We start from the raw sequence: 21,730 nt of genomic DNA on the forward strand, positions 1-21,730 counted from the left end.
TACCGCGTCCGCCTCGACACGAAAGCGGGGCCGAAGACGCGGATCGAGTTCAATACCGACGGCGTCTTCCTGCGGCGGCTGCAGCGCGACCCCGAGCTTTCGGGCGTCGCGGCCGTGCTGTTCGATGAATGCCACGAGCGCGGACTGGAATCCGACACGGCGCTGGCGCTCTGCCTCGAAGCGCAGGGAGCGCTGCGGCCCGACCTGAAGCTGGTCGCCATGTCGGCGACCCTGGACGCGGCACCTTTCGCGCGGCTGATGGGAGACTGCGCCATCGTCACCGGCGAGGGGCAGAGCTACCCTGTCGAAACACGCTGGCGGCCCGTCGCGCCGCAGGTCCGGCTCGAACAGGCAGTCAGCGACGTCATCCGCGAGGCCCTGCGCGACACCGAGGGCGACATCCTGGTATTCCTGCCGGGCGTGGCCGAAATCCGGCGGACGGAAGAACGCCTGTCGGAATCCGCCCTGCCTGGCGAACCCGACATCTATCCGCTCTACGGCGATCTGGCGGGCGACCGGCAGGATGCGGCCCTGCGACCGAGTCCGCCGGGCCGGCGCAAGATCGTGCTGTCGACGGCGATCGCGGAAAGCTCGCTGACCATCGAAGGCGTCCGCGTCGTCATCGACAGCGGCTATATGCGGCAGCCGCGGTTCTCGCCGAGCACCGGCATGGCGCGCTTGGAAACGCTGCGCGTCAGCCAGGCGTCCGCCGACCAGCGTCGCGGCCGCGCCGGCCGCGTGGCGCCCGGCATCTGCTACCGGCTCTGGGCCGAGGCCGCCCATGGCGGCATGCCGAAGTTCACCGCGCCGGAAATCGCCGTCACCGATCTCACGCCGCTCGCCCTTGATCTCGCCGTCTGGGGCGTGCGCGATGCCGGCAGCCTGCCCTGGCTGGACGCGCCCCCGGAGGCCGCAATGGCCTATGCCCGCGACCTGCTGCGGCGTCTCGGCGCGCTGGATGACGGCGGCGGCATCACGCCGCATGGCAAGGCGATGGCCGAGCTGCCGCTGCATCCGCGCCTTGCCCATATGGTGATCCGCGGTCACGAGCTCGGCCATGGCGGGCTTGCCTGTGTGCTGGCGGGACTGCTGTCCGAGCGCGACATCGCCCGGGGCGGCACCGGCGTGATGCGCGATGCCGACCTGCGCTGGCGGGCAGAGATCGTTGCCGGAGAGAACGAGCGCCAGGCCGCGCCGCATGGGCTGCGCATCGACATGAATGCGGTGCGGCAGATCCGGCAACTGGCCGAGGGCTGGCGGCGCCAGGTCGGCGCCCGGCCGCACCAGGGGCCAGCAGACGATGCCGGCTTGCTTGTCGCACTGGCCTATCCCGACCGCGTCGCCAAGGCACGCGGCGGATCGGCCGGCAGTTTCCTGCTCAGCAACGGCCGCGGTGCGCGGCTCGACCCGATGGATGCGCTCAGCCGGGAGGCATATCTGGCCGTGGCGGAAGTCGATTCCGTGCAGGCCGACGCGCGCATCTTCCTTGCCGCGCCGCTCAGCGAGCGGGATATCGAGACCGCTTTTGCCGACGCTCTGGAAACCCGCGACGCCGTGGAGTGGGACGAGCGCAGTGAAGCTGTGCTGGCCAGGCGGCAGCAGCGGCTCGGCGCCATCGTGCTGCGCGAGAAGCCGCTGCGCGAGCTGCCGGCCGAGCTGGTTCAGCAGGCGCTGCTTGCTGCCATCCGCAAGCGGGGAATAGCCGATACGCTGCCCTGGACCGACGGCCTTCGGCAGTGGCAGGCGCGCGTGGCCCTGCTGCGCCGGCATCTGCCCGCGGCGGCCGACTGGCCGGACATGAGCGATGCGGCGCTCGCCGAACGGCTGGAAGACTGGCTGCTGCCCTATCTGCAGGGCGTGACGAAGCTGTCGCAGCTGGATGCCATCGATCTCCACGGCGCGATCACCGGCCAGCTGGATTTCGCGCAGAGGAAGCTGCTCGACGCCGAGGCGCCAACGCACTGGCAAGTGCCGTCGGGCTCGAATCTTCCGATCGACTATGTGCAGGGCGATGTTCCCGTGCTGGCCGTGCGGCTGCAGGAGATGTTCGGCTGCGCGGAAACGCCGGCGATCGCCGGCGGCAGGGTGAAGCTGCTGCTGCATCTGCTGTCGCCGGCACGGCGGCCGCTGCAGGTCACCAGCGACCTTGCCGGCTTCTGGCAATCCAGCTACCGCAGCGTCAGGGCGGAGATGCGGGGGCAGTATCCCAAGCATGACTGGCCGGACAACCCGCTGCAGGCGGCGCCGACGGCACGCGCCAAGCCGCGGCCGCGCGGCTGAACCCTTGTTGGTCCTGTGGCGTGTTCCTAGGATGAGGCGATGAATCCGGATCGACGGGGGGAGGTGCGGATCCTGTTCGGGGACCCCGGGCAGGGCACGCGGAGACTTTACCGCCAGGCGCTGGTCGCCGCGGGCTACACCCATTTGCGCGAATTCGACAGTCTGAAAGGCTTTGCCGACCTGCTCGCCGTGGCGCAGCCCGACCTGGTCTTCATGGATACCGAGATGCCCGGCGGCGACGCTGCCGCGCTGATCCGGGACCTTCGCTACAACCGGCTCGGCGTCAATCCCTTCCTGCCCGTCGTGATGACCACCTGGGATACGTCGCAGGCGGTGGTGCGCAAGTTCATCGATGCGGGCGCCGATGACCTGCTGGCCAAGCCGCTGTCCACGCGGATGCTGCTCGACCGCGTCGAGGCCGTCTGCCTGCACCGCAAACCCTTCGTCGTCACATCGGACTATATCGGTCCGGACCGCCGCAAGGAGACGGCGCGTCGCGCCAGTACCGTGCCGCTGATCGAAGTGCCGAACGTGATCCGCGCCAAGCTGGCCGGCGAGGCGCTCGATCCCCAGGCCCTGCAGCAGGCGATCCGCGCGACCAGCGAGCAGGTCAACCGCCAGCGCCTGCGCGCGGCCGCCTTCCGCATCGCATTCGTGACGCAGCAGATCATTCCGCTCTACCAGGCCGGAGAGCCGCCGGAAGAGGCGACGCTGGCCATGCTGCACGACCTGATCGCCTCGGTGGAGGATATCCGCCAGCGGGTGCGCAATACGGAATTCGCCCATGTCGGCCAGATCTGCGACCGTCTGCTGCAGCCGGCCCGGCAGATGGCGGAATATGGCGCGGCGCAGCCGTTCGATGCCGAATGGCAGAAGAATTTCAGCCTGATCAAGACGCTGGGCGACGCCGTGCTGGCCTTCTTCAATCCGGACCGCGACGCTTCCGCGCTGGCCAGCGAAGTGGCCGAGGCGATCGACCGTTTCCGGGCCCGCAAGGCGGCGCAGGAAGCGGGCGAAATTCCCTTCGCCTGATCAGCGCAGGATTTCGTCGGGCCGCAGCAGGAAGCCTGCCATCAGGCGATCGACCGGCGCGAAGTCGTCGGTCAGCACCGGCGGGTCGACGGCGGCGATGCGCCGGTTCAGGTCGTCTTCCGGCCAGCGGAGCCAGACGCGCTGGCCCAGGCGCGACACCGGATCGGTGGCGCGCAGCATCGGCGACGCGCTCGGCTCGGCCAGGCCCAGCACGACAAAGGTGACGCGCCCGCCACGTCGCCGGCTGTCGTCATCCAGCCAGACCTCCACCACGGGAAAGTCCTGCTGCATCGTTTTCACCAGCGCAAAGGTGAAGCGCGGAGCCTCGCTCTGGTCGATCACGTTGATCGCATAGGCGCCGCCCGGCACCAGCCGGCGCCGCACCAGCTGGTGGAATTCCCGCGTCACCAGATGAGAGGGAATCGAGAAGTCGTGAAAGGCATCGCCGAGAATGAGATCGAAACGCTGCTCCGGCGGCAGCGTGGCCAGGGTATGCCGCGCATCGGCATGGATGATGCGCAGGCCCGGCGCGTCGGGGCGCAGCCACATGGCCTCGGCGGCGACCCTGGTCACCGCCGGATCGATTTCCGCCACCGTCAGCGCGGCATCGGGAAAGGCGGCTGCCCAGGCGCGCGGCAGGGTAAAGGCGCCACCGCCGACGAAATAGGCGCGCGGCGGCTGGCCCTCCAGCAGGCGCCGGGTCCGCTCGGCGACGAAATGCAGATAGGGCGAGTAGAGCAGCGTCGGGTCGTCGCGGTCGTTGATGCTGTGGGCAAGATGATCCAGCACCATGGCCGCCGAAGGCCGGCCGCTCTGCGGCGCGAAATCGATGACCCGGATGCAGTAGTAATCGCTCTCGGTATGGCAGGGCGCGGCGAAGCCGGGCAGGCGGGCGAGGCCGATGGCGGCAAAGATCAGCAGGGCAATCACGGGCACGGCGATGGCCCGCCGGCGCCCCTGCAATCCGTAGGCCAGCGCGAAGGCCAGATAGAGCACGGCAACGGCCAGCATCGTGCCGCTCGAGCCGATCCAGGAAATGAAGAGATAGCCGGCGCTCAGCGTGCCGAGGATGCTGCCTGCGGCGCCGAGCGCGAACATGCGGCCGATGACGGGGCCCTGCCGGTCGGGCGCGTCATCGATGGCGAGCTTGGTCAGCACCGGCGAGACGATGCCGACGAACAGGCTGGGCAGGAAGAAGATGCCGCCGGCCAGCAGGGTGATCAGCAGCAGCGGCGGCGCCCGGCTTTCGACCAGGATGCCGGCGAGCCAATGCAGCAGGGGAGCGGCGCCGCCTGCCGTCAGGCCGGCCAGCAGCAGCGCCAGCGCGATGCCGCGCAGGGCGGTCGCCGCGGGAATCTGCGGCGCGGCCAGCCGGCCGCCGATCCAGTGTCCGATCGAGAAGCCGGCCAGCACCACGGCGATGATCGCGGTCCAGGTATAGAGCGACATGCCGACATAGGGCGCCAGCATGCGGCCGGCCACGATCTCCACCACCAGCGAGGCGGCCGAGGTCAGAAAGAGGGTGAGGCCGTAGGCGGCCTGTCGCTTGACGCTCACGCTGGCAGACTAGTTGATCGGCTGGCCGGCGGCGATGGCTTTGGCCAGCGTTTCTTCCTGCTGCCGCGCATAGGCCGGGAATTCCATCTTCTCGTACTGCTTCTCGGCGACGAAGCGGAACATCGCCAGGAAAGCCGGCTGGGGCAGCAGGCCGCGCATCCGGGCAGGCGAAACCAGATGTGCCTGGCCGCTCACCGGCTTCTCGGGCAGGAACAGGATGGTGGGCGTCGAGGTGACCGCCCAGCGCCGCGCCATCTCCTTCTCCGGCAGGACCCTGCCGTCGAGGTCGGTCACCTCCCGGGCGCCGAACTGGTTCAGCTGGATCATCTCGAAATGCTGCCGCACATAGGCGCTGATCGTCGCGTTTGCCAGATGCTTCTCGTGCATCTCGGCGCAGTAGATGCAGCCGCGCTGCTCGAAGCTGACGGCGAGGCGCTTGCCTTTGGCTGCGGCCTCCTCGATGTCCTGCGCGAGGTCGAGAAAGCTGTCGAGAAACCAGTCCTGCACATGCAGGCCGTCGTCGTTAAGCCTGGCCGCCCGCGCCGCGGCCGGCGCCAGCGTCAGGGCGAGGGCGGATGCGATCAGGCTGCGGCGGGTGAGCATGGCCGACCTCACGGATGCAGATGGGTCCAGCCGGTCAGGCCGCGCTCGACGATTTCCGGCAGGCCGTTCGGCACGACCGCGATTTCGGGCAGAAGATCGCTTTCGCTCTTGTTCATCGTTTCCAGTGTAGCGCCGCAGGCGATGAATTCCACATCCAGATCCTGCAGGCCGGCTATGCGCGGGGCGACGGGGCTGTCCTTCAGCACGGCGGCGATGCCCGGGCCATAGGCGATGACCGCCAGACGCACCTGGGCGGCGTCGTAGTATTTCTGGATGTTCACGATGTTGCTCAGGACGGCATTGATGCGTTTCGGATCGTCTTCCGACAGGCTGACGACGATCTTGCGCGGATTGTCGATATCCGGCTGCGGATCGGCGAACTTGCCCTTTCGCTCCTGCGCCTTGGCCGGACCCGTCGCGGCCAGAGCCATGACGCACAGAATCCATCTGCGGCGGGACAGCATCAGTCACCCGTCCGCTGTGTGGGCGTCACGCCGAGGCGGGCAGCCAGATCGCTGGTGATCTTCGGCGGCGTTGTGCGGCAACTGGTCATGCAGGTATCCGGTGTCACGTCGGGACGGGGATCGCCACCGGCAATGAAGCCCTCGCGGTTCGGCATCTTCACGGTTCTCAGTCCTTCCGCATCCAGTTCCCTGTCGGCAGGCCAGAGCTCGGCCTGGTTCAGCAGCCAGGCGGTGATGGAATAGACCTCGTCCGGCGTCAGGCTCTGCGGCGCGCCGAAGGGCATGGCGCGGCGGATATAATCATAGAGCCCCGGGGCATGGGGCCAATAGCTGTCGATGGTCTTGCGCGGATCCTCCGAGGTCAGTGTGCCGCGCCCGCCGATCAGCTCCGGATAGCGCCCCGCGCCTTCGCCGAATTCACCGTGGCAGGCGGCGCATTGCGCCATGTAGAGCTCTTCGCCCGCCGCAACATTGCCCTTGCCCGGCGGCAGGCCGGCGCCATCGGGTCCGCGCACGTCGATATCCCAGCCGGCGATTTCCTCCGGGCTCGCCGGTCTGCCGAAGCCGAACGGACCGGTGGGTCTGTCCTGCGCCAGCGCCGGACCGGCAAGAGCAAAGGCAAGCAGCAGGGCGAAGCATCTAGCCGATCTGGACATTCTCAACCTCGCCGCCCGGATGCACGCGCCAGGTATGGATGGAATTCTTGTGGTAGATCGAGTTGATGCCGCGAACCTTCCGCAGGGCCTCGATGGTGGGCTGCACATAGCCGCTCTCGTCGGTGGCGCGGCTCTGCAGCAGCAGCGGTCGCCCGTCCCATTGCAGCGGGAAACGGAAGCGGGTCAGGCTTTTCGAGAGGACCGGTTTCTGCAGTTCCGCCGTCTGCCAGTTCATCCCGCCATCCAGCGAGACATCCACCTTGCTGATCCTGCCGTAGCCCGACCAGGCGATGCCGCGGATTTCGTAGAACCCCTTGCCGAATTTCATCGGCTTTTCCGGGCAGGGCGAGGTGATGACGGAATTCGCCTCCTGCACGAAGGTGAACTGGCGCGCTTTGCCGTCCGGCATCAGGTCGGTGTATCTCGAGGTCTCCTCGCGGTGATGCCAGGGCTGGTCGCCGATCTTGATGCGCCGCAGCCATTTGACATTCACGTTGCCCTCCCAGCCGGGCACCATGAGGCGCAGTGGATAGCCGTTCTCGGGCCGGACGCGCTCGCCGTTCTGGGAATAGGCGAGGATCACGTCGTCCATCGCCTTGTCGAGCGGGATGCTGCGCGTCATGGCAGCGGCATCGGCGCCTTCTGCCAGCAGCCATTTCGCCGGCTTCTGCACGCCCACCTCGGCCAGCAGGGTGGAAAGCCGCACCCCTGTCCATTCGCAGCAATGCACCATGCCGTGGCTGAACTGCACGCCCGCCATCTGCGCGCCTCGCCATTCCATGCCGCCATTGGCCGGGCATTCGAGGAAATGGATGCGGCTCACCGAGGGAAACCGCATCAGGTCGTCCATGGTGAAGATCAGCGGGCGGTCCACCAGGCCATGAATCATCAGGCGGTGCTGCGCCGGGTCGATTTCCGGCACGCCGCCGTGGTGACGCTCGAAGCAGAGGCCGTTCGGCGTGATGATGCCGTCCAGTTCGTGCAGCGGAGTGAAGTTGATCGAGGATTCTTCGGTCGCCGTCAGCCAGGGGACGTTGCGGCGGACGATATGCCTTTCATGGGGCGAAGGCATGCCATAGGGGCTGGCGGTGACGCCCGGGCCGAGGCTCTGCATCCATTCGGGGACATTCGGCGGCAGATTGTCCGGGCCCGACGCCATCGCCTCGCCGACGCCGGCGCCCGCCAGCAGCGCCGCACCGCCCGCCGCCGCCGATCCTTTCAGGAAACCTCGCCGCGAAGGCCGGCCGGCGGTTGGGGGCATGGCGTCCTCTCCGTTCAGCCGCTGATGCCGCGCGGATCGGCGCCCAGCACCGTCACGCTGCGGTTTTCCGGAATGCTGACGCTCTGCCGGCCGGCGAGATGCCGGGCCAGCAGGTCATAGACGGGCGGGCCTTCCGTTCCCTCGTTGATCGAAGCCCAGCCGGCGACGGTGTAGCTCTTGTCCGCCTGGATCGCCTCGCCGGTGCGCAGCAGGGTCATGTTGGAAATCCGTTGGCCGATCGGCTTGCCGATGTCGATGCTGTAGGCCATGCCGCCGACGCGCACCATGTCGCCGCCCTGCTGGTAGTAGGGATCGGGGTTGAAGAGATTGTCGGCCACATCCTCCAGAACCGTCTTGAGAAATTCGCCGGTCATCTGGGTGCGGTAGACATTGGGGTAGGTGATCGCCGTCTGCGAATAGAGCGCGTCGCCGGTAATCGCCTGGCCGGGCAGCAGCGTGGCGCCCCAGCGGAAGCCCGGCGACAGCGCGATCTCGGCGTCGCGTTCGGCCATGATGGCCTGGCAGATCAGGTCGTCGAAGGTGCCGTTGAAATTGCCGCGGCGGTAGAGCAGCGAATCCGTCCGGGCATGAACCTTCTCCAGCACCGCCCTGTGGGGTGCGCGGATCTCCTCGATCAGCCTGGCCATGGCCGGATCGGGCGCAATGGCGTCGGAGAAGACCGGGATCAGGCGGAACCGGTAGTCGGCCACGCGTTTGTTCCGCACGTCGAGGTCGAGGCGGGCCAGGAACTTGCCATGGCTGCCCGGTGCCACCAGCAGGGTGTTGCCGACCTTCACCACCGCTGGGATCGCATCATGGGTATGGCCTGTGAGGATCACGTCGATCCCCTTCACGCGGCCCGCCATCTTGCGGTCGACATCGAAGCCGTTATGGCTGAGCAGCACGATCAGGTCGGCGCCGCCCTCGCGGGCCTCGTCGACGCGCTCCTGCACCCTGTCTTCCTCGATGCCGAAGGACCATTCGGGGATCAGGTAGCGCGGATTGGCGATCGGCGTGTAGGGGAAAGCCTGGCCGATCACGGCGATCTTCACGCCGCCGCGTTCGAACACCCTGGTGGATTCGAAAACCGGATCGCCGAAGCCGGTATCCTTCACGTTGCCGCACAGGAAGGGGATATTCATGGCTTCGGCCTGGGCCTTCACATGCTCGGCGCCGTAGGTGAATTCCCAGTGCGCGGTCATGGCGTCGACGCCGAGCGCCTGCATGGCCTTCACCATGTCGGCCCCCCTGGTCACCATGGAGGTGTAGCTGCCCTGCCAGGTGTCGCCGCCATCCAGCAGCAGCGTGTTGTTCGGCCGCTCGGCGCGGATCGCCTTCACCAGCGTGGCCATATGCGCAAGGCCGCCCAGCTTGCCGTATTCCTTCGCCAGCTGCGTGAAATCGTTGAAGGTGAGGGCATGCGCCTCGGGTGTGCCGGCCCTGACGCCGAAATGCTGCATCAGGTGGCGGCCGACCAGATGCGGCGGCAGGCCGAGCGCATCGCCGACGCCGATATTGACGCTGGGCTCGCGGAAATGCAGCGGCACGAGCTGCGCGTGAATGTCGGTGAAATGCAGCAGCGTGACCTGCCCCAAGGGCTCGAAGCGCAGCAGGTCGGACTGCGAAATCGCCTGCGCCGCCGCGGCGCGGCCCAGCGGGCCGCCGCCGAGCAGGACGGCAGCGGCGGCACCGGCCTGGAGAATGTCGCGGCGGCTCAGCATTGCGTAACTTTCATCCTATCATCAAAACAGTATTTTTCTGTACAAAATACGCAAACAGATGCCCCTGGACGGGGCATCTGCAGGTCAGCGGCGGACGCTGGGCGCTTCGGACTTGAGTCCGTTGCCGCGCCAGGCGACGTAAAGTTCCAGATTGGTGTATTCGTCGGAGCCGCGGGGATAGGTGGCGGCGCGGACTTCCTGGTTGCAGCCTTCGAAGCGGCGATGCAGCGAGCCGAAGGACTGCCACTTCAGCCGGTAGGTGGGATAGCCGTTCGACTGGCCCTGGCTGAGATTCTCGACGCCCATGTTCCGGCCGGCATTGTGCACGTGGCAGTGGGCGCAGGACACATCCATCTGGCCGCGACGGGTCTCGTAGAATTCCTTGCCCTTTTCGAAGAACGGCGCTGCCGGCCCATCGATCTTCACGTTGATCGGCATGCCGCGCGACTGGTACTCGACATAGGCGGTCAGGCCGAGCAGGGGCTTCGACTCCCATTTCAGTTCGGGCGCCTGCATGTGTTCGGTGCGGCAGATATTGATGCGGTGCTCGATGCTGGCCAGCTTGCCGCGCTTGGGCTCGAATTTCGGATAGGTGACGGCAACGCCTTTCATGCTCTGTGCGGCATCGCCATGGCAGGAGGCGCAGGATTTGCCGGCCGCGCCCTCGACCCTGTTCCACTCGGCCTCGCCGTCCTGGACGGCCAGCATGCCCGGATTCTCGAAATCGTCATCCTGCATTGCCTGGGTTTCCGGCGATGCGAAGACATAACCCGACATCTTCTCGCCGGACATGAATTCCGCGTATTTCGGATTGGCACGGTACTGCGCCAGCGGATCGCCGCTGTCAGCCGTGCTGGTCGGCTTCTCCTCGCTGCAGGCCGCAAGGCCGGCGGCGAGAATGGTAGAAGCGACGACGAGAATCTTGCGATACCGGGCCATATTTCCCCCTAGCACTCTCGGTTCCGTCGCCGGTCAGGACACGGTGATCTGCTGCGTCGCCTTGTAGACGCTGCCGTCATCGTCGGTCCAAGCAAAGGCCAGTTCGCCGCTCTCGGTCGCCTTGATGAAGAACGAGATATACGGGTTCGCCGAAATCGCCGGTTCCAGCTTCGCCTCGAAAACCGGCTTGCCGTTATAGGTCACCGACATCCTGTTGATGATCTTGCGCGGGATGGTCTGCCCCTGCGCATTCTTCCGCTGGCCGGATTCCATCGGGTGCGACACGAGAGTCTTGATCTCGATCACTTCACCCCTTTTGGCATTGTTCGGCACCCGGATGCGCGGCTTGACGTTCTCAGCCATGATTCGCTTCCTTCCTGTTCGATCCCGTTGACCTCAGCCGCCGCAGCCGCCGATGGTGACCTTCACTTCGCGCGTGGCGGTCCAGGCGCTGCCGTCGCTCATTTCGGCCACGGCGATGATGTTCTGCGTCTCGGCCATGCGCATGCGGAACTGCACCTCGGCCTTGCCGCTTGCCGGATTGAGGCTGAAGCTCGCCACGCCGGGCAGCGGGTTCCGGTCCGCCACCACATGGATCGCCTTGACGTAATCCTTGTCGGTCATCGGGCTGTCGACCGTGATGGTGACCGGCACCGTATTGCCGTTCTCGGCGATCTCCTGCGTCTTGATCTGCACCTTGCCGGCCTTCGGCTCGGTCTTGACCATGTCGCTCAGCAGCTTGCGGGCGGATTCCGGCGTCGCCCGGGCGTTCAGCGGCGCCATGGCTGCCGCAATGCCGCCGAGGCCGAGCGCAACCGCCTGGCGGCGGTTCAGGCCCTCTCGCGCGAGGTTTGTGATGGGGCTCATGACGGGTACTCCTGTTCCGAATTCATCTAGGGCACGCCGACTCATTTCAGAGTCGAAAGATAGGCGACGAGATCTTCCACCTGCTCGGCGGTCAGCATCGGCTTGCCTTCGAAGCGCTTGGCGACACGGTGAAAGCCGCTGACCCGGTAATAGGCCGGCATGATGGTGTCCTCGTTCAGCAGCTTCGGATTGACGATGCGCAGACGGATCTCGCCGGGCGTCAGGCGGCTTCCCACTTCCGTGAGGTCCGGCCCGATATTGCCGATGCGGAAATCAACTTCCGGGATCGGCAGCCTGTGGCAGATAACGCAGTTGCCCTGGCCGCCGGTGATCGCCCATTCGCGGCCCTTGGCGGGGTCGCCGGGCTTGCCGGTGAGTGATTTCTCGATCGCGTAATCCTTCACCTCGTAAGGAGCGAGGCCGGGTTCGCTGACCCGGGCGTCCTGCGCCAGTGCAGGCAGGGCGATCAGCGCCGCCGCGAGCACGACGGATGCCAGTGAGAAACGGATCTGCTGCATCATGCCTCCCCTTCGCCCTCTGTTGACTGCGGGGGCTTTGCGGCCAGCCTTGGTCAAGCCGGCCTTCAAGTCCACAACAAAATTCATGGTCCGTCGGCCGGTATGTATTTCCGTCAGCATGACGCTCCTTCCGGTTGCTGCGAGAGCAGCTGCGCGAGGGCGGGATAGAAGAAATGCTCGCCCGGGTAGCCCGCCAGCCGGCCGGTTTCGCTGCCGCAGGCGACGAGAACGAAAGTCGGGGTGTAGTAGGCACCCAGCCGGGGCAGGTCTTCCGGCCAGGGTTTGGCCAGATCGATCCGCCGCAGCGGCGCGCGCTGACCTTCGGCGCTGTCCGGATAGCCGGGGCCGATCTCTCGATGCCAGGCCTGGCACCAGGGGCAGTCGTCGCGCTCAAGCATCACCAGCTGGAGAGGCTGCGCGGCGGCCGCCCCGGCGAGGAATGCGAATATAACACAAATAATATGTGCAAATCTAGATAACATCGCCGCGTATTGTTATTTGATCATAGCGAGTCGATCAATAGGCTGACGGGCAGGAGGGCCGGAATATGTCGTGTCATCTGCGCAATGCTGTTCTCGCCGGTCTCGGCATTGCCATTGCCGCGGCCTCGCCGGTTGCTGCCGAGCCGGTGCAGCTGTCCCATGACGGCCGGGTCCTGAACGGTGAGGTGCAGCTTGCCGAGGGCAGGAGCGTCAGGGACGGCGTGCTGCTGCTGGTCCATGGCACGCTGGCGCATAACCGGATGGAGATCATGTCGGCGCTGCAGGAGATGCTGGCCGAGCGCGGCATCTCCACACTCGCGCTGACGCTTTCGCTCGGCGTGTCAGACCGCAAGGGTATGTACGACTGCGCCCAGCCGCATCGCCACGGCAACCAGCAGGCCGCCGCCGAGATCGGCGCCTGGGTGGACTGGGCGGCGAAGCAGGGGGCGGGCAAAGTCGGCGTGCTGGGCCATTCCCGCGGCGGCGCGCAGGTCGCCTATTACGCCGCGCAGGCCGGCGACCGGCTGCCGGCCGTGGTGCAGAAGCTCGTGCTGGCGGCGCCCGCCACCTTCGACCGCACGAAGGCGAACGAGGATTACAGAAGCCGTTACGGCGGCGACCTGAATGCGGTGATGGATCGCGCTGCGGCGCTGGTCGCCGGCGCGAAGGGGCAGGAACTGATGCCCGATACCGATTTCATGTACTGCCAGAAGACGAGCGTCGCGGCCGCCACCTTCATCGACTACCACTGGGGCGACGGGCGCAACGACGCACCGAGCCTGCTGGGCCGGATCCGCCGGCCGGTTCTGGTGGTCGTCGCGGGCGGCGACGAGATCGTCACGGACCTGCCGCAGAAGCTCGAAGCGGCGCTGAAGCCGGAACGCTACCGCGCCGTCACGGTGGACGGCGCGGACCACTTCTTCCAGGACCTGTACGGCGAGGATCTCGCCGACGCGGTTGCCGCCTTCTGGGCGGAGTAAGGGGCGGCGCCTCAGCCGCCGTTGTCGAAGCCCGGAATATAAGGCGCGACCTGGATGCCACCGTCCCAGATCATCCGCAGCGCCACATAGGCGATGATGAGCAGGCCGATATAGGCGATCCAGTGATAGCGGTCGAGCAGGCGGGCGATGAACTTCGACGCCACCGCCATCAGCGCGATCGACAGGACCAGGCCGAAGGCGAGGATGTAGGGATGCTCGCGCGCCGCGCCGGCCACCGCCAGCACGTTGTCGAGCGACATCGACACGTCGGCCATGATGATCTGGAGGATCGCCTCGCGGCGGGTCTTCGGCGCAGGCTTCTCGACGCTGTCGTCATGCTGGGACTTTTCCGCCCGGGCCTGCTCGCGCAGCTCGCGCCACATCTTCCAGGCCACCCAGAGCAGCAGGATGCCGCCGGCCAGCGTCAGGCCGATGATCTGCAGCAGCTGGACCGCGACGCCGGCAAACAGGATGCGCAGCGCGGTGGCCGCGAGGATGCCGTAGATGATGATCTTGTTGCGGTCCTTGGCCGGCAGGCCGGCAACGGCCATGCCGATGACGATGGCGTTGTCACCCGAGAGGATGACGTCGATCATGATGACTTGCAGGAACGCGCTGATTTCGGCGGCGGTGATCGTGAGGCCGAACAAAGAAATGTCCATCGTCTTGCCTTGTTGCCTGCGCGGGCGGGTGGGATGAATCGCGGAAGGGGCGCACTTTAGGACAAAACGCCCGACCGGCTCAAATATGTATTTCCCCGCCGTTCCGGCCAGAGGATGCGACCTTCTGTCCCGCGCGGCCCTTTGTTGATCCGGTCTTCGCCGCTACCATTGCGGCATGACCGCAAATACCCCCGATACCGGACTGTTCACCCTTGTTCCCGGCCGCACCCCGCTGCTGGTCAACATACCTCATGCAGGGACCCGGCTGTCGCCCGGCCTGGAGAGTCGCCTGACCGATGCGGGCCGCCGGCTCGCCGATACCGACTGGCATGTCGAGAAGCTCTACAGCTTCGTGACGGGCATGGGCGCCGGCCTGATGGTGGCCACGCATTCGCGCTACGTCGTCGACCTCAACCGCGATCCGGGCGGCCGCGCGCTGTATCCCGGCGCCGACAATACCGAGCTCTGCCCGACCAGCGGATTCGATGCCGAGCCGCTGTATCGCGATGGCGCCAGGCCGGACGAGGCGGAGGTGGCCGCGCGTGTGGCGCACTACTGGCAGCCTTATCACGACCGTCTCGTCGCTGAACTCGAGATGATCCGCCGGCGGCACGGCTTTGCCATTCTGCTCGACGGTCACAGCATTCCCTCTGTCGTGCCGCGCTTCTTCGAAGGCCGCCTGCCGGATCTCAATCTCGGCAGCAACGACGGCCGCAGCGCCGCGGCAAGCCTGGCATCGGCGGCGGAAGCCGTGCTGGCCGGCGCGACGGGGTTCACGTCGGTGCACAACGGCCGCTTCAAGGGCGGCTACATCACGCGCCATTACGGACGGCCGGAGGAAGGGCTGCATGCCCTGCAGCTCGAGCTCGCGCAGGCCTGCTACATGGATGAAGCCCGTCCCGAAATCTGGGATGCCGCGCGCGCGGCGCCGCTGACGGCGGTGCTGCAGCGGCTGGTCGTGCGACTGCTGGGCTGGACGCCGCGCGATGGCTGACCCGGCTAGGCGCTTCCCGGTCTCGCGCTGGCTGGCCCTCTGTCTGGTCCTCGGGCTGCCGGTTGCTCTGGTGCTGCTGGTCGCGGGAGCGAGCGGCCTGATCTCCGGGCGGGCGGCATGGATTCTGCTCTTCGTGCTGCTGGGCATGGCCGGCCTCTTCGCCGTCTGGCATACCCGTGCCGCCTGGCAGGTGCTGCGGCGCACCGACGAAATTCTGGGGCGCGAGAGCCGCGCGGCAGCCGACTGGGATGCCTTCACGGTGATCGGCGAACTCGGTGTCACCGTCGAGCGCCTGCGCCGCACCCTGCTGGATGAAAAAGGCCAGGTGGCGCTGCAGAGCACGACGGCGGACGCCATTCTCAATGCCCTGCCGGATCCCGTGCTGCTGCTGGATTCGCGGCGGCAGATCGCGCGCGCCAATTTCGCCGCGCGCAAATTCTTCGGCAACGAGATGATCGGCCATGACCTCGCCGTCGTGCTGCGGCATCCGGCGGTGCTGGAAGCGGCCGATTCGGTGCTGCACGGCGAAAGCGGGCTGGCGTCCGCTGAGCTCACCCAGCCGGCGCCGGATGGCCGCAGCTTTTCGCTGCGGGTGGCCGCCCTGCCGGCCGGCCAGGGCGACACGGCTGCCGTGCTGACCCTGCATGATGTCACCGCATTGCGCCGCGCCGAGGAGATGCGCGCCGATTTCGTCGCCAATGCCAGCCACGAGCTGCGCACGCCGCTGGCCTCGCTGGTCGGCTTCATCGAGACGCTGCTGGGTCCTGCGCGGGACGACGAGGAAGCGCGCATCCGGTTCCTCGGCATCATGCGAGACCAGGCAGCCCGCATGTCGCGGCTGATCCAGGATCTGCTCTCGCTGTCGCAGATCGAGATGCGCGCCCATGAGCGCCCGTCCGAACCGGTGGCGCTGGCGCCCCTGCTGCGCGACACCGCGGCGGCGCTGCAGCCGCAGGCCGGCGCGCGCAACATCACGCTGCAGCTCGACCTCGACGAGAGTCTGCCGGCGGTCCGCGGCGCCCGCGATGAGCTGCTGCAGGTTTTCCAGAACCTGATCGACAACGCGATCAAATATGGCCGGCCGGATACGGCGGTCGAAATCCATCTCCGCCGCCGGGACCAGGACTGGCTGGAAATCGCGGTACGCGACCATGGCGAGGGTATTCCGCGCGATCACCTGCCGCGCCTGACCGAGCGATTCTATCGGGTCGACTCGGCGCGCAGCCGCGATCTGGGCGGCACCGGGCTGGGGCTGGCCATCGTGAAACACATCCTCAACCGCCATCGCGGCCGGCTGGTCATCGAGTCGGAGGTGGGCGAGGGGAGTATCTTCTCCGTGCGTTTGCCGATTGTTCGCTGATTCCGGCGCGGGGCTGTCATACGGCTGAAACAAACCCGTCATAACCATGTCATCGGGTCGGCCTAGGAGTGGCGCCGACCGAACGGCAGATCATTCGGGGTGGTTCGCTCGGTCACAGACGCGGGCAATCGCGTGCATCGCAAACCACGATAGAGGTACACCGTGACCAACAAAGCTGTTCTTCTGGCGGGTCTGGCGGCTGTGGCGTCGCTGATTCTGGCCGAACCGGTTGCCGCGCAGCAGGCGCGCAGCCAGATCCGGGTGGTCGGCTCCTCGACCGTCTATCCCTTCACCACCACCGTTGCCGAGCGCTTCGCTCAGACCGGCAAGTTCAAGGCGCCGATCGTCGAGAGCACCGGCACCGGCGGCGGCATGAAGCTGTTCTGTGCCGGCGTCGGCACCCAGCATCCCGACATGACCAACGCCTCGCGCCGCATCACCAAAAGCGAGTTCGAGGCCTGTGTCGCCAACGGCGTCAGGGAAATCGTCGAGATGAAGGTCGGTTTCGACGGCATTGCCGTTGCGCTGAAGAAGGGCGGCCAACAGATCGATCTGAAGCGCGAAGACATCTGGCTCGCGCTTGCCGCCAGGGTGCCGCAGAACGGCCAGCTGGTGGACAATCCCTACAGGACCTGGAAGCAGGTGAACGCGGCGCTGCCGGACTGGAAGATCGAGGTGATGGGCCCGCCGCCCACCTCCGGCACCCGCGACAGCTTCGTCGAACTGGTGATGGAGCACGGCTGCAAGGCCTTTCCGGAGATCAGGGCGATCACCGACAGGAAGGCCCAGGCGGCAGCCTGCGCCAAGATCCGCGAAGACGGTGCCTTCATCGAAGCCGGCGAGAATGACAATCTGATCGTGCAGCGTCTGGTGACTGGCCACGCCGGGGTCATGGGCATCTTCGGCTATTCCTTCCTGGAAGAGAATGCCGACAAACTGGTCGGCGCCAGAATCGACGGCGTCGAGCCTGACTTCGAGACCATCTCGGAAGGCAGGTATCCCGTCTCCCGCCCGCTCTTCGTCTATGCCAAGAAGGCCCATATCGGCGTGGTTCCCGGCATGAAGGAGTTCATGGCGGAGTATGTCAGCGACCGCTCCATGGGGCCGGGTGGCTATCTCGAGAAGAAGGGCCTTGTGGCCATGCCGAAGACGGAGCTGGAAAGCGTCCGCTCCCAGGTGCTCGGCCTGACCAATCTGGCCATGTAGACTGTTCCGGCGGCCGGCCATCCGGCCGCCGGATTTTTTTGGTGCGATCCAGCCGGACCTGACATGCCGCTCACTTTCCTCGCTGCCATCCTGATCAGCCTGACCGTCTTCGGCTTCTATCTCGGCCGCTCGCGCGCCCTGGCGCTGGCGGGCGGCAGGATCGCCAATCTGCATTCGCTTCCCGGTTTCTACGGCTGGTATGTCGCGATCTGGTGCGGCCTGCCGGCCCTGCTGGTTTTCGCCGGCTGGATCGCGTTCGAAGACACGGTAGTGCGCAATCTGGTGGTGGCCGGCCTGCCGGAGCAACTGCGCAGCCTGCCACAGGACCAGCTCGGGCTGGTGATTTCCGACATCCGCAACATGGCCTTCGGAAACATCCCGCCCGACCAGGCCGATGCGGCGCTGCGCCCGGCGGTGGACCACTATGTCAGCCTGCGCCGGACCGCCCATGTCGCGCTGGGCGTGCTCGTCATCTGCATCGGCATCATCGGCCTGTTCTGGGGGCGCTCGCGTATCGCACCCGACTTCCGCGCCCGCAACCGGGTCGAGCAGGTTGCGGGCATCATCCTGGTGGTCGCCTCCGTCATCGCCGTGCTCACCACCGTCGGCATCGTGCTGTCGCTGATCTTCGAGGCGATGCGCTTTTTCGCCGCCGTCAGTCCGCTGGACTTCCTGTTCGGCACCGTATGGTCGCCGCAGACCGCGATCCGCGCCGACCAGGTCGGCTCGTCGGGTGCGTTCGGCGCCGTGCCGCTCTTCACCGGCACCCTGCTGATCGCCACCATCGCCATGCTGGTTGCCGTCCCCGTCGGCCTAATGGCCGCCGTCTACATGGCCGAATATGCAGGGCCGAAGCTGCGCGCCTGGGCCAAGCCGGCGCTGGAAATCCTCGCCGGCATCCCGACGGTGGTCTACGGCTTCTTTGCCGCTCTGACCGTGGCCCCGCTGGTGCGCCGCGCCGGCGAAAGCGTCGGCCTTGAAGTTGCCTCGCAATCGGCGCTCGCCGCCGGTCTGGTCATGGGCATCATGATCATTCCCTTCGTTTCGTCGCTGTCCGACGACGTGATCAATGCCGTGCCGCAGAGCCTGCGCGACGGCTCCTACGGACTGGGCGCGACGCAGTCCGAGACCATCAAGAAAGTGATCCTGCCGGCCGCGCTGCCGGGTATCGCGGCCTCGATCATCCTCGCCTTCAGCCGCGCCCTCGGCGAAACCATGATCGTCGTGATGGCGGCCGGACTGGCGGCCAACCTCACCGCCAATCCGCTGGCGGCGGTGACCACCGTCACCGTGCATATCGCCTCGCTGCTGGTCGGCGACCAGGAATTCGACTCGCCCAAGACGCTGGCGGCTTTCGCCCTCGGCCTCGTGCTGTTCGCGGTGACGCTCGGCCTCAACATCGTGGCGCTCCGCATCGTCAAGAAATACCGGGAACAATATGACTGATCTCGCCGTCAGCGCCCCGACTGCATCCGATCGGCCGGCGATCGGCCCGGGCATTCACATGACCGAGCGGGCCGCGAAGCGGCTGAAGGCGCGCTATGCCGCCGAGCGCCGTTTCCGCCTGATCGGCCTGTCCGCCATTCTCTTCTCGCTGCTGGCGCTGGTGCTGCTGCTGGGCAATATCGTGTCGAACGGCTTCACGGCCTTCCGCCAGACCCATATCCGCCTGAATGTCGAGTTCAGCGCCCAGCATATCGCGCCGGCCGGAACGACCGATTTTAACACGATCATGCAGGGCAATTACGGCGGCATTATTCTCGCCGCCCTGCAGGAGCGTTTTCCCGAGGTGCAGAGCCGCGGCGAACGGCGCCGGCTGCAGGCACTGATCAGCGCCGGTGCCGAACCGCAGCTCGCCCGCATGGTGGCTGAAAATCCCGCCCTGATCGGGACGCGTGCCGAGGTCTGGCTGCCGGCTTCATCGGACATCGACATGTTCGTCAAGGAACAGGTCGACACGAAGGCGCCGGAAGAGGAACGGCGGGTGAAGGACAACCAGGTGCGCTGGATCGATGCCCTGAAGGCCGACGGCGACCTGGAACTGCAGTTCAACACGCGCTTTTTCACCGGCGCCGACAGCCGTGAGCCGGAACTGGTCGGCATCCTGGGCGGCGTGGTGGGCTCCATCTACACCCTGCTGGTCTGCCTCGCGGTATCCTTTCCGCTCGGCATCATGGCGGCGATCTATCTCGAGGAATTCGCCCCGAAGAACCGCTTCACCGAAATCATCGAGGTGAACATCAACAATCTCGCGGCGGTGCCATCCATCGTCTACGGCCTGCTCGGGCTCGCGGTCTTCATCGGCTTCTTCGGTCTGCCGCGCTCGGCGCCCTTCGTCGGCGGCCTTGTGCTGGCACTGATGAGCCTGCCGGTGATCATCATTGCCGCCCGCGCCGCCCTGCGCGCCGTGCCGCCCTCGATCCGGCATGCGGCGCTGGGCGTCGGCGCTTCGCCGCTGCAGGCCGTCATGCACCACGTGCTGCCGCTTGCCATGCCGGGCATTCTCACCGGCACCATCATCGCCATGGCCCATGCGCTGGGCGAGACGGCGCCGCTGCTGATGATCGGCATGGTCGCCTTCATCGTCGACATACCCGCCACGCCGGTGGATGCGGCAACCGTCCTGCCGGTCCAGATCTTCATGTGGGCCGACAGCCCCGAGCGCGGCTTCGTGGAAAAGACGTCGGCGGCGATCATCGTGCTGCTGGTCTTCCTCCTGCTGATGAATCTCACCGCCATCCTGCTGCGCAAGAAATTCGAGCGCCGCTGGTAGGAAAGATCCAGGGATAACCCGTGATGCAGACTGCAATGGCCAAAGCCGAACCCCGCACCGTCGAGGCGGAAATCAAGCTGTCGGCGAAGAATGTCGACGTCTTCTACGGCGAGAAGCAGGCGCTGAGGAAGGTCAGCCTGGACATACCGGCACGATCGGTGACGGCGCTGATCGGTCCCTCGGGCTGCGGCAAGTCCACCTTCCTGCGCTGCCTGAACCGGATGAACGACACGATCCGCGACTGCCGCGTGACCGGCGAGATCCGGCTGGACGACCTCGACATCTATGCCTCGAAGGTGGATGTCGTGCAGCTCCGCGCCCGGGTCGGCATGGTGTTCCAGAAACCGAACCCGTTCCCGAAATCGATTTACGAGAATGTCGCCTATGGTCCGCGCATCCATGGCCTGGCGGAGACCCGCGAGCATCTCGATCACATCGTCGAGACCGCCCTGCAGCAGGCCGGCCTTTGGAAGGAGGTCGGCAACCGGCTGAACGATTCCGGCACCAGCCTGTCGGGCGGCCAGCAGCAGCGGCTCTGCATCGCCCGCGCCATCGCCGTGGCGCCGGAGGTGATTCTGATGGACGAGCCCTGCTCGGCGCTGGATCCGATCGCCACCGCGCATATCGAAGAGCTGATCGACGAGCTGCGCCAGCAGTACACGATCGTGATCGTGACCCATTCCATGCAGCAGGCTGCTCGGGTTTCGCAGAAAACCGCCTTCTTTCACCTTGGCAATCTGGTCGAGACCGACGATACCAAGGTGATCTTCACCAACCCGAAAGACGAGCGGACGATGGGTTACATTACCGGCCGGTTCGGCTGAGGTTCACGGAGACTGTCATGCACACGCATATCGTCCAGAGATACGACGAGGAACTCAAGAAGCTGACGACCATGATCGTGCAGATGGGCGGTCTGGCGGAATCGCAGCTCGCGAATGCCGTCGAAGCCGTGACCAAGCGCGACAGCGAGCTGGCGAACACGGTCATCCAGAGCGACGCCAAGATCGACGCCCTGCGCCATCAGGTGGATGATTTCGCCATCGAGCTGCTGGCGCGGCGCCAGCCCATGGCCAGCGACCTGCGCACCATCGTTTCGGCGCTGCGCATCTCTTCCGAGATCGAGCGGATCGGCGATTATGCCAAGAACATCGCCAAGCGCAGCATCGTGCTCAACCAGGCGCCGCTGGTGCGGCCGGTACACGCCACGCCGCGCATGGCGCTGCTCGTGCAGGCGATGATCAAGGATACGCTGGACGCCTATGTGGCGGGGGACGTGGCCAAGGCCGATGCGGTCTGGGCACGCGACGAGGAAGTGGACGAGCTTTACAACAGCCTGTTCCGCGAGCTCCTGACCTACATGATGGAGGATCCG

22 protein-coding genes are annotated in these 21,730 nt (G+C 66.4%); 10 read left to right on the forward strand and 12 right to left on the reverse strand.

All coding sequences use genetic code 11. The annotated features are described in order from the left end of the window. Together hrpB and VKZ87_RS04800 are read left to right on the forward strand one after the other, a co-directional pair. Positions 1–2,280: ATP-dependent helicase HrpB (gene hrpB, locus VKZ87_RS04795; RefSeq protein ID WP_324220112.1), on the forward strand; the 2,280-nt coding region annotated here is incomplete at its 5' end. Between the two features lie 39 nt (positions 2,281–2,319). Continuing rightward, positions 2,320–3,312 (forward strand): response regulator, encoded by a 993-nt coding sequence (locus VKZ87_RS04800; protein WP_324220113.1) that lies wholly within the window; start codon positions 2,320–2,322, stop codon positions 3,310–3,312. Here VKZ87_RS04800 and VKZ87_RS04805 read toward each other — a convergent pair whose 3' ends face one another. The 11 genes from VKZ87_RS04805 to VKZ87_RS04855 all read right to left on the reverse strand — a co-directional run bounded on the left by VKZ87_RS04805 (position 3,313) and on the right by VKZ87_RS04855 (position 12,296). Then, entirely contained in the window at positions 3,313–4,869 is a 1,557-nt protein-coding gene (locus VKZ87_RS04805) for a fused MFS/spermidine synthase (RefSeq protein WP_324220114.1), read from the reverse strand. A 9-nt stretch (positions 4,870–4,878) separates the two neighbouring features. Then, positions 4,879–5,472 (reverse strand): thioredoxin family protein, encoded by a 594-nt coding sequence (locus tag VKZ87_RS04810; protein WP_324220115.1) that lies wholly within the window; start codon positions 5,470–5,472, stop codon positions 4,879–4,881. Between the two features lie 8 nt (positions 5,473–5,480). Further along, complete coding sequence (locus VKZ87_RS04815; protein WP_324220116.1) at positions 5,481–5,903, reverse strand: DsrE family protein; 423 nt, start codon at positions 5,901–5,903, stop codon at positions 5,481–5,483. 32 nt (positions 5,904–5,935) lie between these two features. Continuing rightward, positions 5,936–6,592: a cytochrome c gene (locus VKZ87_RS04820; RefSeq protein WP_324220117.1), complete on the reverse strand. Its 657-nt coding sequence runs from the start codon at positions 6,590–6,592 to the stop codon at positions 5,936–5,938. Beyond that, positions 6,576–7,853, reverse strand: a complete 1,278-nt coding sequence (gene soxC, locus VKZ87_RS04825) for a sulfite dehydrogenase (protein WP_324220118.1) — start codon at positions 7,851–7,853, stop codon at positions 6,576–6,578. Before soxC ends, VKZ87_RS04820 begins: the two co-directional genes overlap by 17 nt. A 14-nt stretch (positions 7,854–7,867) precedes the next feature. After that, positions 7,868–9,574 carry a thiosulfohydrolase SoxB gene (soxB, locus tag VKZ87_RS04830; RefSeq protein ID WP_324220119.1) on the reverse strand — a complete coding sequence of 569 codons (1,707 nt, stop codon included), beginning with the start codon at positions 9,572–9,574 and terminating at the stop codon, positions 7,868–7,870. An 84-nt stretch (positions 9,575–9,658) separates the two neighbouring features. Beyond that, positions 9,659–10,513 (reverse strand): sulfur oxidation c-type cytochrome SoxA, encoded by an 855-nt coding sequence (gene soxA / locus VKZ87_RS04835; RefSeq protein ID WP_324220120.1) that lies wholly within the window; start codon positions 10,511–10,513, stop codon positions 9,659–9,661. 33 nt (positions 10,514–10,546) lie between these two features. Beyond that, positions 10,547–10,876 carry a thiosulfate oxidation carrier complex protein SoxZ gene (soxZ, locus tag VKZ87_RS04840; RefSeq protein ID WP_324220121.1) on the reverse strand — a complete coding sequence of 110 codons (330 nt, stop codon included), beginning with the start codon at positions 10,874–10,876 and terminating at the stop codon, positions 10,547–10,549. 33 nt (positions 10,877–10,909) lie between these two features. Then, positions 10,910–11,380, reverse strand: a complete 471-nt coding sequence (gene soxY / locus VKZ87_RS04845) for a thiosulfate oxidation carrier protein SoxY (RefSeq protein WP_324220122.1) — start codon at positions 11,378–11,380, stop codon at positions 10,910–10,912. A 41-nt stretch (positions 11,381–11,421) separates the two neighbouring features. Continuing rightward, on the reverse strand, positions 11,422–11,901 hold the full coding sequence (soxX, locus tag VKZ87_RS04850) for a sulfur oxidation c-type cytochrome SoxX (RefSeq protein WP_324220123.1): 480 nt from the start codon (positions 11,899–11,901) through the stop codon (positions 11,422–11,424). 110 nt (positions 11,902–12,011) lie between these two features. Beyond that, the gene (locus VKZ87_RS04855; protein ID WP_324220124.1) at positions 12,012–12,296 is read right to left on the reverse strand and encodes a transcriptional regulator; all 285 of its coding nucleotides are present in this window, start codon (positions 12,294–12,296) and stop codon (positions 12,012–12,014) included. Between the two features lie 149 nt (positions 12,297–12,445). Between VKZ87_RS04855 and VKZ87_RS04860 the strand changes: the two genes are divergently transcribed. Continuing rightward, the gene (locus tag VKZ87_RS04860; RefSeq protein WP_324220125.1) at positions 12,446–13,360 is read left to right on the forward strand and encodes an alpha/beta hydrolase; all 915 of its coding nucleotides are present in this window, start codon (positions 12,446–12,448) and stop codon (positions 13,358–13,360) included. Between the two features lie 11 nt (positions 13,361–13,371). Here the strand turns inward: VKZ87_RS04860 and VKZ87_RS04865 are convergent, their stop codons facing one another. After that, positions 13,372–14,022 carry a TerC family protein gene (locus VKZ87_RS04865; RefSeq protein WP_324220126.1) on the reverse strand — a complete coding sequence of 217 codons (651 nt, stop codon included), beginning with the start codon at positions 14,020–14,022 and terminating at the stop codon, positions 13,372–13,374. 175 nt (positions 14,023–14,197) lie between these two features. Here VKZ87_RS04865 and hutG point away from each other — a divergent pair, with 175 nt between their 5' ends. The 7 genes from hutG to phoU form a co-directional block, all read left to right on the forward strand. Continuing rightward, positions 14,198–15,016, forward strand: coding sequence for an N-formylglutamate deformylase (gene hutG, locus VKZ87_RS04870; protein WP_324220127.1), 819 nt, complete (start codon positions 14,198–14,200; stop codon positions 15,014–15,016). Beyond that, positions 15,009–16,376, forward strand: coding sequence for a phosphate regulon sensor histidine kinase PhoR (gene phoR / locus VKZ87_RS04875; protein ID WP_324220128.1), 1,368 nt, complete (start codon positions 15,009–15,011; stop codon positions 16,374–16,376). The genes hutG and phoR overlap by 8 nt, the downstream gene beginning before the upstream one ends. Positions 16,377–16,538: 162 nt before the next feature. Further along, positions 16,539–17,582, forward strand: coding sequence for a PstS family phosphate ABC transporter substrate-binding protein (locus tag VKZ87_RS04880; protein WP_324220129.1), 1,044 nt, complete (start codon positions 16,539–16,541; stop codon positions 17,580–17,582). Positions 17,583–17,645: 63 nt separating this feature from the next. Beyond that, positions 17,646–19,028 carry a phosphate ABC transporter permease subunit PstC gene (gene pstC / locus VKZ87_RS04885; protein WP_324220130.1) on the forward strand — a complete coding sequence of 461 codons (1,383 nt, stop codon included), beginning with the start codon at positions 17,646–17,648 and terminating at the stop codon, positions 19,026–19,028. After that, positions 19,021–20,355: a phosphate ABC transporter permease PstA gene (pstA, locus tag VKZ87_RS04890; protein ID WP_414655625.1), complete on the forward strand. Its 1,335-nt coding sequence runs from the start codon at positions 19,021–19,023 to the stop codon at positions 20,353–20,355. The genes pstC and pstA overlap by 8 nt, the downstream gene beginning before the upstream one ends. A 35-nt stretch (positions 20,356–20,390) precedes the next feature. Then, positions 20,391–21,179, forward strand: a complete 789-nt coding sequence (pstB, locus tag VKZ87_RS04895; protein WP_414655626.1) for a phosphate ABC transporter ATP-binding protein PstB — start codon at positions 20,391–20,393, stop codon at positions 21,177–21,179. 17 nt (positions 21,180–21,196) lie between these two features. Next, positions 21,197–21,730 (forward strand): phosphate signaling complex protein PhoU (gene phoU / locus VKZ87_RS04900; protein ID WP_324220131.1); only part of this gene is annotated, 534 nt, incomplete at its 3' end.

This window comes from Ferrovibrio sp., from assembly GCF_035304305.1.
GTDB lineage: Bacteria > Pseudomonadota > Alphaproteobacteria > Ferrovibrionales > Ferrovibrionaceae > Ferrovibrio.